This window comes from Chitinophaga sp. NPDC101104 (assembly GCF_050277495.1).
Classification (GTDB): Bacteria; Bacteroidota; Bacteroidia; order Chitinophagales; family Chitinophagaceae; genus Chitinophaga.
Map to the genome: position 1 here is coordinate 2,177,666 of NZ_JBNNSF010000001.1, position 12,390 is coordinate 2,190,055.

A 12,390-nucleotide genomic window follows, 5' to 3' on the forward strand; every position below is an offset into this window, starting at 1 on the left:
GCATGAAGCGACTAACCTGTATATTTCTCATCACTGTGCTGGCGCTCGGCGCCGGGTCCTGCAAAAAGTTCCTGACGGTGGCGCCTCCCGATCGCATGAGCGACGCCTCTTTCTGGAAAACGAAAAGCGATGTCGAATCCGCCATCGCCAACGCTTACGGCTTTCTTTTCGATATCCTCACCAACGGGCCGTACGTGCCGGGGAACGGCGATTTCCGCGCCGGCGAGATCGACGCCCCGCCCAGCTTTGACGTATTCGCCGCCATCGCGCAGCAGGATCTGACCAACAAGAACCGGCTGGCGAGATACAACATGAACAGCCTGGCAGACTGGTACCCTTTCTACCAGTCGATCGCCGCCTGTAACATCAGCCTCGACCGTATTCCGGCCGTAGCGGCCTTGTCTGAAGCCGACAAGAAGCAGTACATGGCCGAGTTGCGCTTCCTCCGGGCGTTCACCTATTTCTATATCTCCCGCATTTACGGCGATGTACCGTTGTACACGGAAGCGTACGACCGGCGGTCGCTGCCCCGCGCGCCGATGGTGGAAGTATTGCAGTTCTGCCTGAAGGAGCTGAACGAGATCCGGGAAGACCTACCCTGGCAGTACGACGACCCCACTAAATGGGGCGTTCGCGCGGCCCGTGGTGCGGTGTATTCCCTGATCGCGAATGTGGACATGTGGGCCGCGGGTTTCGATAAAGACAACCAGCGCGCTTACTGGAAAGAAGCCGCCGAAGCCATCCAGGCCCTGAAGGCTTCGGGGCGCTTTGAGCTGCTGCCGCTGGAAGAATGGCGGCGGATATTCAAAGGCCGCACCCGCGAAAGCCTTTTCGAGTTCTCCGTGAACACCAACTACGGCACTACCACCCGTTATGTAAGCATCGGCCAGTGGACGCTGCATTCCCCGCTGGTGGTGGGATATGCGTCCAGCGACGTGTATTATTCTTCAGATTATATCAAGAAGATATTCCCGGTAGACAAATCCGACAAGCGCCGCGATCTCTGGTTCTATTTACCCTATGCCAATAACAATCAGTCGATGTTCATGAAGTACAGCAACGTGGTGAACATGATCACTTCCGCTTCCTGGCTGCTGGACGATGACCTCATTATGTTCCGCTACGGCGGCGAGCTGCTGACCGGCGCGGAAGCACTGGCAAACCTCGGGCAGGATGGCCCGGCAAGGGAAATGCTGAACCTCGTCCGCGCCCGTGCCGGTACCGAGCCTTATACCGGCTCCGGCCAGGACCTGAAGAATTTCATCTTCCTGGAGCGGCAGCGCGAGCTGATCGGCGAAGGGGTAAGATGGTACGATCTGGTACGGACGGGCAGGATCACGGACCCCGAGCAGGTGAAAAGCTACCTCACGCAAGACCAGTTCAACCGCGGCGGCTGGATGTGGCCCATCGATGAAAAGGCCCGCAATTTCAATCCCAACATCACTTTAAATTCATACTGGACACGATGAGAAAGCTAATATGGATGATGGCGCTCGGGGCCGTAATAGGAACTGCAGCCTGTAAAAAGGATTACTATGTCGACTCCGGCCTCCAGCGCGGGGTGTACGATGGCGATACCTACGAATGGCTGGCAACGAACCCCTTTTACTTCGATACCCTCGTTACGGTCATCAAGCTCGCCGGACTGGAAAATGTTATCCGGGATTCGTCGGTCACCTTTTTTGCGCCTACAGACCTGGCGATCAAACGGGCGATGAACGATGTGCATAGCTGGCGGTACGCGGCGTTCAAGGACTCGCTGCGGCTCGAGGAAGTGCCGGCGGAAGTGTGGCGGAAATACTTGTCGCGCTACATATTCCGGGATAAGTACAAACTCAAGGATATTTCCCGGCTGGCGCCCGATCTGCCGGATCTCTATCCAGGCATGAACATGGAATCCTGGCAGGGGTACATCATGAACATCGGCGTCATTTTCAGCGATTACAACGGCACGAAAGACGTAGGGCCGAGGAAGGTAGTGATCAGCGACATCCGGAGCCTGGAAAGGCCTTCCTACTTCGTGTCGTACGCCGCCACGTCCGACATGCAGACGCGCAACGCGATCGTGCACGTCCTCAACAGCGAACATTACTTCGGCTTCGACGGCTATAACTTCATCAATACGATCAAGGAATACATTCAATAAACATACTGATCACGGCCACATGAACAGCAAAAGAACATACAACAACTGGTTCCCGGTATGGATGCTGGCACTGCCCGCAATGCTGGCGGCCTGCAAGAAAGACCCGTTCTCGGGCACCGATCCCTATGCCGGTGCAAAAGAGCCGGTGCAGATAAAAATCGACAAAACAGCTGCTGTGCCGGGTTACGGCGCCGCGGGTACAACGGTTACCATTAAAGGAAGCGGTTTTCAGCGGTATAAAGACAGCGGCCTTGCCGTGAAATTCAATGGGGTGGAAGGACAGATTTCTTCCGTGACAGACGAAGCCGTGTCGGTAAAAGTGCCGGCATCCGCCAGCAGCGGCCTCATCACGCTGTCCGTCGCCCGCCAGGTTTTTCCCGGGCCGAGGTTCCGCGTAACCGGGCCCATCACCATCGACCAGCAATTTGCGTCGATGCCGGGTGCCGATAACGGGAATATCAAGACCCTGGCATATGTGCCGGGCGGCAAATACCTGATCGGCGGCAGCTTCGACGACTTCGATAACTCCGGTGCCAAAGACGGATATCATGGCCTCGCGCGGATCAATGCGGACGGGCACATCGACCGGGATTTCAAAATCGGGAAGGGATTTGGCGGAAGCGTCAACGCCATCGCGGTGCAGTCTGACGGGAAAATAGTTGTCGGCGGAACTTTCGATAATTATGACGAACGTTTCCAGTCGGGGTACGTATCCCGGATCACCCGCCTCAACGCCAACGGGTCGCTGGACAGCCTGCAGATCACCGGCGTGTCCGGCAAAAAACAGGGCATCCCCGCGCTGAACGCTTACTTCGACGGTGATATCCATCATATCCTGCAAACGCCCGACAGCGGAAAGCTGGTCGTGTTCGGCACCTTCAAATATTTCATGCGCAAAAACTTCGCCGGCGTAACGGTGGACGGGTTGCGGGATTCGGTCCTGGTAGACAGTATCAGGATGGAAGGGATGGTGCGGTTGCATGAAGACGGTTCGTTCGATTCTTCCTTCCATTTCAACGCGGCGACGCGGAGCAGCTTCGCCGGTCCCAACGGCCCGGTGAACGACGCCGTGATGCTGGAAGACGGCAAAGTGCTCATCGTCGGGAACTTTACCCGTTACAACGGCCAGTCTATCCCCAACATCGTCCGGCTGAACAGGGATGGCTCCGCAGACGGTACTTTCAATCCCGGCACGGGCCCGGATGCAAGTGTGAACAGCGTTTGTGTGCTTGCAGACGGGCGCATCCTCATCGCCGGCGCCTTTATGAAATACAACGGCACGGAAAGCCGCAAGGTGGCCGTGCTGAAGGCCAATGGCAGCGGAGACCCGTCGTTTTCCGTGGGCACGGGCGTGAACGGCGGGCCGAACGGGCTCGTGCGGAAAGCGTTCCAGTTGAAAAACGGTAAACTCCTGCTCACCGGTTCGTTCGATCTTTTCTCCGGCGTCCGCCGCGAAGGCACCGTGGTGCTGGACGGAGACGGCAAATTAAGCGAAGGGTACAACACCATGGGCGGCATCGGCGGATCGGTGGATGGCATGCTGAACGTGCCGAACGCCAATGCCACATTGATGGTGGGCTCCTTCATGGAATTCGATCTGCTGTCGCTCAGCCGCATCGTTCTCCTGCGCTATTGATCTCAAAAATTCAACTATGAAAAGATTTTATATCTGTTTACTGATAGGGCTGCTGGGGCTGTCGGCCTGTTTCAAAGACAAGCTGCTGGTAGTGGGGCCGCCCAACGACATCGATCCCGCGGATACGACCACGGCGCCCGGCGCCTCCGGTATCAAGAGAAAAGTATTGCTGATCGGTGTTTCCGGCTTGCGCGGAGATGCGATGGAAGTGGCGCAGGTGCCGGCCATCGCGGCGCTGCTGCCCAATGCCGTGTATAGCTACGAGTCGCTCACGCAGCAGCCAACGCAAAGCGGTACCGGATGGGCCTCGCTGCTCACGGGCGTGTGGAGCAACAAGCACGGCGTGAAAGACAATTCCTTTACCGGTTACGACGCCGTTAAATTCCCCATGGCCTTCCGCTATGTGAAATTATTCTCGCCCCGGCTGCGCACGGTCTCCATCCAATCGTGGCCGGCGCTGAACCAGCAACTGGTGAGCGGGGCCGATGTTTCCATCAGCCTCCCCGATGCGGATGCACAGGTGAAAGACAGTGCGGTGAAACGCCTCGGGCAAGACGATCCCGATCTGCTCCTCGTAGGCTTTACGGGCGTGAAAACCGCCGCACATCAATTCGGGTACGGCCCCGATGTGCCGGAGTACATGCAGGCCATCGAACAGGCAGATACCTATATCGGCGAAATCCTCGCTGCGCTCAAGGCCCGGCCTGGCGCGGCGCAGGAAGACTGGCTGGTGATCATCGCTTCCGACCACGGCGGCATCGCCAAAGCGGAAGGCGGCAGCTCGCCGGAAGAGCGGAATATTTTCACGCTCTTTCATAACAAATCCTTCACCGGTACCAAGGTGGAGCAGCCCCTGACCTCTTTGAGGGCCGCGCGTTACGCGTCTGACGGGCAGTATGCCGCTTCTGCAAGCCCGTTGTATAACTTCGATAGTATCAAACAGTTTACCGTACAGTTCAACGTGCGGACGCGCGGTTTCGTCAGCGATGTGCCGTTCGTCGGCAATAAAGACTGGAACAGCGGCAATAACCCCGGCTGGTTGCTTTGCCCGGTCGGGGCCGGCAAATGGAAATTCCAGGCCGGCAGCGGCAGCGGGAGGGTCGATATTAATTCCTCCGCGGCAGGGATCAACGACAACCGCTGGCATACCATCGCCATCACGGTAGACAGGCGCACCGGCCCGGGCGAAGTATTGCTTTTCCAGGACGGCGAGCCGGCGGGCAGCAGTTCCCTCAACAACCTGTCGCCTTTCGCGCCATCGGGGCAGCAGCTGAAATTCGTGATCGGGGACGACGTAACCGGCAAATACCGGATCAATTGGGGGAACGACGATTTCCTCATGTCCAACGTCTGCGTTTGGGATACGCTCTGGAAAAAGGAAGATTTCAAAAAGTACAGCGGATGCGACACCATGCAGCATACCAACCCCTATTTCAGCCGGATGATCGGCTGGTGGAAGGGGACGGGCCCCAACGGCAACCAGCTGGCCGACGCCAGCGGCCGCGACAACCCGCTGACGGTTTTCGGCAATCCGAACTGGATCACGCAGGAAATTTCATTTTGCAACGTGCCGCAGCCCGCTGCCGTGCCGCAATCGGTGGATGTGCTGCCTTCCATTTTCGCCTGGCTGAAAATCGCCGCCGACTCCGGTTGGGGGTTAGACGGTATCAGCAGGGTGCCTTAGCAGATATTAACAATCGAATCAGAGCTTACCATGAATAAACTGAAGATATTTTGCGCCTTTGCGGCCGGGGTACTGGCCATCGCAGCCTGCAACAAGCCCGTGCTGTTCGACGAGCGCGTGGGGCAAGACAGTTCCATCAATACCGGCACCAAAAAGAAGGTACTGGTGATCGCCATCGAAGGCGCCCGCGGCCAGGTGGTGAAAGATGCGGACATGCCGCATTTGAAATCCCTGCTCGAACATTCCATCTATAGCTGGGATGCGGTGTCTGACACCTTGTCGAAAGACGCCGCCAGCTGGGCGGGGCTTTTCACGGGCGTCACCAACCTGAAAAACGCGGTGAAGGAATCCTGGTACCGCGGCCACAACCTGCAGGCATTCCCGTCTTTCCTCCAGCGGCTGGCAACCAACGCTACGCTGGATATCGTAAGCGTGTCCAGCAGCGCGTCGCTGAACGATACGCTGCTGAAAAGCGGCAGCGCCAACGCCTGGGTCAACACGGCCGGGAATGATGTACAGGCACGGGACAGCGCGGTAAAGCGCCTGCAGTCGGGCAATCCGGATGTACTGGTGGTGGCATTTAACGGCGTGCAGCGCGCCGGGGTGACCGGCGGTTTCAGCGCAGCCGCCGGCACTTACATGGACGCGCTCAAAGCGGTGGACGTGTATGTGGGCGATGTGCTCAACGCGATGCGCAACCGGAAGGATTTTGCGCGGGAAGACTGGCTGGTGGTGGTGACGTCTAACCACGGTGGCCTGGAAACCGGCGCTTATGGCGGTACTTCGTTCAATGAGAGGAATATTTTCTTGCTGTACCATCACCCGTCATTCGTGTCGCGCCAGGTGGAAATGCCGCTGGTGAACGTGCCTTACGATGGGAAATATGCCTTCTTCAACCGGGAAAACGGGAACGACAAAGCGGCGTATACGAACAGTCCCATTTACAAGGTAGGGGCCGACCAGAATTTTACCATCGAGTTCAATATCCTTACACAGCTCAATTCCGGTGCAGACCATCCGGTGATCGCCAATAAGAACTGGGGCAGCGGCGGCAATACCGGCTGGGTGATCTACAAACAAAACGGCAACCTGCGCCTGAACTTCAAGGGCGTCGGCACCAGCCGGATCGACGTCCGCAACGGGCCTCCCGTAGCCGATGGCAAATGGCATCACATTACGGTTACATTCAACCGGCAGGGAACGGTCGACTTTTATATGGACGGGAAGTTTTTCGTTTCCGGCGGGAGCATTGCCAACAAGGGGAATCTCGATTCGGGGCTGCCGCTGGCGATCGGGTCGGACGGGACGCTGAACTACGGTTACAACGGGGCGAATACGTCCGGCGAAAATTACATCGCGGACGTGCGGGTGTGGAATACCGTTCTTCCCGCGGCTACGATCGAAGCATGGGCTTTCCGGACGGTGACGAACCAGCATCCGTCCTACGCCTCGCTCATCGGATACTGGAAAGCGAACGAGCAGCCGGCGGGCAATACGATCAAGGATTACAGTCCGAGCGGGGTAGACCTCGTGATGCAGAACACGCCGCGTTGGGACGCGCGCACTGAAGTGCTCAACCCTTCTTCCATCGACGCTACGCTGCTGGTGCCGCGCGCGATGGACCTGACGTCGAACGTACTGGCATGGATGGGCGTGAAGATGAAACCTGACTGGGGGCTAGACGGCAAAGTGGAAATAGTAGAATAAATCGTCATACAACTTTTGTTGAAAGGGGGGCTATTTCCATGGCCTCCCTTTTTTTGTGGGGGGCATGTGATCGATAATCCGCATAACATATTGTAGGCGCAGCAGTTGTTTTCAACGGAAAAGGCAGACTGGCGCAGGCCGGTTTGCCTTTTTTTCTTATAATTGCGTACCTATGGCGCAGCTGATTTCTAAAGTCCAGTATAAGATTTTCGAGACCGGAGAATTTGTTGAAATCCGGGAGCGGGGATTTGAAGAAACGATTGCATTGATCAATAGTTATCCCTGGAATACCGAAAGAGAAAAGATCGAAATCAGTTTGACGAACCCTTCCATTACCATTGAAGGAAAGCATAACGATTTTCTGAAGCTTTCGGTATACTATCATCAAAAATTTGCCCTTCATTACTTTGACGACAAGCAAACACTTTATACCAGGAGTTTTACCCATTTGCAGGATGCGTTTCCTTTCATACAAATGTTTTTCGGGCAAGTACCTTTCGTCCCGACTGGTTTCAGAAAAGAAAATACCTTGTTCCAAAGCAATTTGAAGCATTTCGTGACGCAGGACTTCAGATACTTCCTGACGCCGGGATCGATCCGGAAATACTTTTGGTCAACATGCTCGTTTAGTTCTATCATGTCCGTAATTTTTATTTTCACGGGCTTTAAGTTTGCGTCTTTTTCAATGCCTGCCTGGTTTTGGTTGTGGCTATTGGCAATGTTCATTGCGATGGGAGGGGGTGTGCACCTGGTTTTCTTTTTCAGATATGTAAAGTATGCCAGGGGCAAGATTTTTGTAATGTCGAGAGGGAATGATGTTTTTTATTTCGGGGAGAAAGACAACCCGGTTAAATACAATAAAAAGGATTTGTTGAATTACACGATTAAAATGGTTAGAGGAAGTCGAAATCCTTACAGTGTATTTGCGGTTGCGAAATTAAACCTGAAGGATGGCACGATCATCCAGATCCCCAATATTTTGGTGGGCGATTCAGAGATAGCACATAAGTTGTATGCATATAAATGCGTGATCGATCAGGGGGTCCCGTTATTATGACCGAAATGTCTGTTGGCTGCATGAACAACGCCCCCATCACCTGCATGTAAACTTTGAATGATTCGCGCTATATTGGGCAAATGAACCGTTCCCTGCTATTTATCGCCCTACTCTTAGCCGGCAGCCAAACCGGAATTGCACAGGATAAGTTGACTTTTAAGTCCTGGGACCCGGCAAAGGAAAACATCGCCGTCCTGGAGGGACAAGCCTGGCCCAAACAGGTCAAAGACCCGTACGACCGCCTGCCGGCAAAGGCGGAAGGCGTTGTGCGGCCCGCGGTGTGGTACTTGTCCCGGAACAGCGCCGGGATGAGCCTCCGGTTCCATTCGAACTCCCCGGAGATCGTCGTGAAGTACACGGTAAAAGGCGGTTTGCAAATGCCGCACATGCCGGCCACGGGCGTCAGCGGGGTGGATTTGTATGCGAAAGACAGGGATGGCGGATGGATTTGGAGCAGCGGGACCTATGCTTTCGGCGATACCATCACCTACCGTTTTCAGAACCTGAGCAGCGATCAGGACCGGGAATATACCCTGTACCTGCCGTTATACAATTCGGTGAAGTGGATGGAAATTGATGTGCCGGCCGATCGGTCTTTTTCGCCTATTCCCGTTCGCCGGGAGAAGCCGATCGTCGTGTACGGGACATCGATCGCACAGGGGGCTTGTGCCACCCGGCCAGGCCTGGCGTGGACGGCTATCCTGCAACGGAAACTGGACCACCCGGTCATCAACCTCGGATTTTCCGGGAACGGCCAACTGGAAAAGGAAGTGATCGATCTCGTTGCAGAAATCGATGCCGGCCTGTATGTGTTAGACTGCCTGCCCAACCTCACAGGTATGCCAAAAGAAGCGTTGATGGAAAAGATAACGGCCGCCGTGCTGCAATTGCAAAGTAAAAGGCCAGGTGTCCCCATCCTGTTGACGGAGCACGACGGCTTTACGGATGAGCTGATCAGCCCAAACCGGAAAGCGGAATCCGAAAGGCCTAACGCAGCGCTGAACGAAGCTTTTAAACAGTTGAAGGCAAGAGGGATAAGGAACATCCACCTTCTTACCAAAAAGGAAATCGGCCAGGATATCGAAAGTATGGTAGACGGTGTGCATCCCAACGATATCGGGATGATGAATTACGCCAATGCCTATGCGAAAACGATCCGGAAAATATTCGTCCGGCCGGAAGGGAATGGGGGCACGTCCCGGCCGGTGACGCAATATCGCGAGCTGCCCGGATACGATTGGGAGAAGCGGCACAACGAAGTGCTGGACTACAATAAAACGAATTCGCCGCAACTGGTCATGATCGGCAATTCGATCACCCATTTCTGGTCGGGCGAGCCCAGGGCGCACCTGGCCAGGGGCGCGGCTTCGTGGGACAAGTATTTCGGGAGCAGGAACGCCGTTAACCTGGGTTTCGGTTGGGACAGGATAGAAAATGTACTGTGGCGGGTGTATCATGGGGAGCTGGACGGGTTTTCGGCGAAGCAGATCGTATTGTTGATCGGGACCAATAATCTGCAGATCAACTCCGATGCCGAAATTGCAGAAGGGCTCAGGCAATTGCTGTCGGCCATCCGCGAGCGGCAGCCGGCAGCGAAGGTGCTGGTGCTGGGGATCCTTCCGCGGCGGGGTATGGAAGCCCGGATTGCGAAGTTGAACCGGTTGTACGCGGGCGTGGCGGCAGCTGCAAAAGTCAGTTATGCAGATGCCGGCAGTGTATTTTTAGATAGCAGGAAAAAGCTGGATGAAACGCTCTTCAGCGACGGGCTCCATCCGAATGAACAAGGGTATGAGCGACTGGGAGCGTTTATCAGCAGGCTGATCGGCAGGTAATGGACCGTGCACGATAAATGGATGCGTTCACCGGTTTGACGATAATTCGCAATGCTACTTTATTCCGTAAGTTATGCCGGCACGGCAACGGTTGTAGCGCGTGTTTTAAAATGTTTTAGCATAAAATGGCAGCTGCCCAAGCCGTTCCTTTAGTAGTTTTTTATCGAAGCAAAATCCCAATTTCAATATCGAAACCATGAAATCAAGTTGTCTCGCTATCCTCATGATGCTGCTGGCTACAGGCAGCTACGGCGCGATCCAGGCGTTCCCGGCCGACAGTTCCATCATCACTTCAGACGGGGTGAAGTTGTACCTGAAAACCGGCGGGAAGGGGAGCCCCTGCATTTTTGTCCATGGCGGGCCCGGCGCATGGAGCAAGTCGTTTGAAGTACTGGGCGGCAATGCCCTGGAAAGTACCTTAACGATGTATTATTACGACCAGCGCGGGTCGGGGCGTTCCGCGACCCCGGCGAACGGCGATTTCAGCCTCGCGCGGATGGTGGAAGATATCGAAGATGTCCGGAAAGCAACGGGGGCGCCGCAGGTATACCTGTTGGCACATTCTTTTGGCGGGATTCTGGCCTATAACTACGCGCTCCGTTATCCGGGCCAGGTGAAAGGGATCATACTGCTCAATTCCACGCTGAGCATCAACAATTCGCTGCAAAACCAGATCGCGTTCGTCAACGAAATGTTAGGCACCAGCTTCCAGGCAACAGACTCCGCGGCGGTGGTGGCAACGTATGCCAAAGCCATTACCGCATTGCGCGGAAAAGGGCTCGGTTATCAAATGTTGTCCGACAAGGAAGCAAACGTCCAGCTACTGGATAGTGTAGACAATTGGCCGGAAAGGAATTATACTTTCGGTCGGGCCGCGCTGGGCATGGCGGAATACTTCACCGATTTTACCAAATCCAGCAGCCAGCTCGATAAGCCGGTACTTGTTATTTCAGGTGCGACCGACCATAACATCGGCCCGGACCACTATAAACTGTTCCGTTTCCCCGACCAGCGCGTCTGCGTGATCCAGGGCGGGCATATGCTGTATTACGAGCAGAACGCCGCTTTCGTGGATGCGGTAGCTGCGTTTGTGCGTTAACGCTTCCCATCAGGTATCCAACCATAACAAATTTAAAACCCGTTCCCTGAGCGGGTTTTCGTTTTATGCAGCGCGTGAAAGGCCCGGTGGATGTTTTAATGTAATCTGGTGGCCTTCAACCCGGCCCTTTCTGGTAATGCAGGAGCAGAACCGGAACGATCGACTATCTTTATGTTTAATTTGTTGTATGACGAAGTTCCCTGCCCATATTTATCTGCCGGTGTTGATAGCCATCTGTTCGTCGGCTTCCTGCGTTTCTGCGGGAAAAGTGTCTACCTCCGCCGGTAACGCCTTGATCGTGGCCCACGATAGTTTGTATCCCCCGGAAAGCCTGAAGGTAGAAGGGCATACGCCTTACACCCAAAAACATTATCCGGAACGGATCGTCCGTTTCAGGCGGGAGCCGCTGCGGCAGCACGATGTCGTTTTTTTAGGGAACAGCATCACGGAAATGGGCGGCGATTGGGAGAAGCGTTTGGGAAAACCCGGTATCAGGAACCGTGGGATAGGCGGCGATATATCGGCCGGCGTATTGCAGCGCCTGGGCGAAATCGTTTTCGCCAGGCCGGCCGCCGTGTTTTTACTCATCGGCATCAACGACCTGATGTTTACGGAGATAACACCTGAAAAGCTTTCGGAGAACATCCTGGAAATTGCCAGCCGGCTGCATCGCCAATCACCGAAAACAAAAATTTTCATCCAGACGATTTTGCCTACCAACCGGAAAGATCTGGCCAGTAAAATATCGGAAACAAACCGGTTGATCTCAGCGCATCAACGGCCGGGAAAATTTATTCTGGTCGATTTACACGCGCTGTTCGCAGACGGGCATGATTTGATGAAAAAGGAACTGACGACGGATGGCGTTCACCTGAACGAGCAAGGGTACGCGGTGTGGGTGGAGAAGATCAAGCCATTTTTCAGGTAAGTATTGTGGCGGATCTTCAACCCCTGCATCAGGACGCTGCGGGCGAGCCGATTTGAAAGTTGTATCGGGATTCATCTGCAGGTCGTTCCCGATCGCCCTGAAATTCACACCGTCGGTAGTGAAGTGTCGCCTGGGCATCGCAGGTATTTCTTTGGATATGGAAATATATCTCCAGGTTCGCGAGGCTGGTTAGTTTATGGCATCGATCCTGCAGCCTGGTTGTTCCGAGGCGGTGCTGGGAATTTCCCTTTTTTACCCTTTTTCCCCTTTTTTTTGCTTTTGCACATCTTTTTCCGGGGTT

General features: G+C 54.9%; 9 protein-coding genes. All 9 read left to right on the forward strand.

Annotated features, from left to right (window positions below; translation table 11 throughout):
- Positions 1 to 2: 2 nt before the first annotated feature.
- The 9 genes from ACQKLP_RS08780 to ACQKLP_RS08820 all read left to right on the forward strand — a co-directional run bounded on the left by ACQKLP_RS08780 (position 3) and on the right by ACQKLP_RS08820 (position 12,089).
- Complete coding sequence (locus ACQKLP_RS08780) at positions 3 to 1,469, forward strand: RagB/SusD family nutrient uptake outer membrane protein (RefSeq protein ID WP_427322026.1); 1,467 nt, start codon at positions 3 to 5, stop codon at positions 1,467 to 1,469.
- Positions 1,466 to 2,146, forward strand: coding sequence for a fasciclin domain-containing protein (locus ACQKLP_RS08785; RefSeq protein ID WP_427322028.1), 681 nt, complete (start codon positions 1,466 to 1,468; stop codon positions 2,144 to 2,146). The genes ACQKLP_RS08780 and ACQKLP_RS08785 overlap by 4 nt, the downstream gene beginning before the upstream one ends.
- Before the next feature lie 19 nt (positions 2,147 to 2,165).
- Positions 2,166 to 3,782, forward strand: a complete 1,617-nt coding sequence (locus ACQKLP_RS08790; RefSeq protein WP_427322030.1) for a DUF5008 domain-containing protein — start codon at positions 2,166 to 2,168, stop codon at positions 3,780 to 3,782.
- Between the two features lie 16 nt (positions 3,783 to 3,798).
- Positions 3,799 to 5,466 carry an alkaline phosphatase family protein gene (locus tag ACQKLP_RS08795; protein WP_427322032.1) on the forward strand — a complete coding sequence of 556 codons (1,668 nt, stop codon included), beginning with the start codon at positions 3,799 to 3,801 and terminating at the stop codon, positions 5,464 to 5,466.
- A gap of 30 nt (positions 5,467 to 5,496) precedes the next feature.
- Positions 5,497 to 7,173 (forward strand): LamG-like jellyroll fold domain-containing protein, encoded by a 1,677-nt coding sequence (locus ACQKLP_RS08800; RefSeq protein WP_427322034.1) that lies wholly within the window; start codon positions 5,497 to 5,499, stop codon positions 7,171 to 7,173.
- 172 nt (positions 7,174 to 7,345) lie between these two features.
- Entirely contained in the window at positions 7,346 to 8,230 is an 885-nt protein-coding gene (locus ACQKLP_RS08805) for a hypothetical protein (protein ID WP_427322036.1), read from the forward strand.
- A 149-nt stretch (positions 8,231 to 8,379) separates the two neighbouring features.
- Positions 8,380 to 10,062: an SGNH/GDSL hydrolase family protein gene (locus ACQKLP_RS08810; RefSeq protein WP_427322038.1), complete on the forward strand. Its 1,683-nt coding sequence runs from the start codon at positions 8,380 to 8,382 to the stop codon at positions 10,060 to 10,062.
- 196 nt (positions 10,063 to 10,258) lie between these two features.
- A complete protein-coding gene (locus ACQKLP_RS08815) occupies positions 10,259 to 11,161 on the forward strand; it encodes an alpha/beta fold hydrolase (protein WP_427322040.1) in 903 nt (300 codons plus the stop codon).
- 187 nt (positions 11,162 to 11,348) lie between these two features.
- Complete coding sequence (locus ACQKLP_RS08820) at positions 11,349 to 12,089, forward strand: GDSL-type esterase/lipase family protein (protein ID WP_427322042.1); 741 nt, start codon at positions 11,349 to 11,351, stop codon at positions 12,087 to 12,089.
- Positions 12,090 to 12,390 lie beyond the last annotated feature (301 nt).

Coding starts and splice junctions, on each gene's coding strand:
- ACQKLP_RS08780 (WP_427322026.1), top strand. CDS start 3: ATGAAGCGACTAACCTGTATATTTCTCATCACTGTGCTGGCGCTCGGC.
- ACQKLP_RS08785 (WP_427322028.1), top strand. CDS start 1,466: ATGAGAAAGCTAATATGGATGATGGCGCTCGGGGCCGTAATAGGAACT.
- ACQKLP_RS08790 (WP_427322030.1), top strand. CDS start 2,166: ATGAACAGCAAAAGAACATACAACAACTGGTTCCCGGTATGGATGCTG.
- ACQKLP_RS08795 (WP_427322032.1), top strand. CDS start 3,799: ATGAAAAGATTTTATATCTGTTTACTGATAGGGCTGCTGGGGCTGTCG.
- ACQKLP_RS08800 (WP_427322034.1), top strand. CDS start 5,497: ATGAATAAACTGAAGATATTTTGCGCCTTTGCGGCCGGGGTACTGGCC.
- ACQKLP_RS08805 (WP_427322036.1), top strand. CDS start 7,346: ATGGCGCAGCTGATTTCTAAAGTCCAGTATAAGATTTTCGAGACCGGA.
- ACQKLP_RS08815 (WP_427322040.1), top strand. CDS start 10,259: ATGAAATCAAGTTGTCTCGCTATCCTCATGATGCTGCTGGCTACAGGC.
- ACQKLP_RS08820 (WP_427322042.1), top strand. CDS start 11,349: ATGACGAAGTTCCCTGCCCATATTTATCTGCCGGTGTTGATAGCCATC.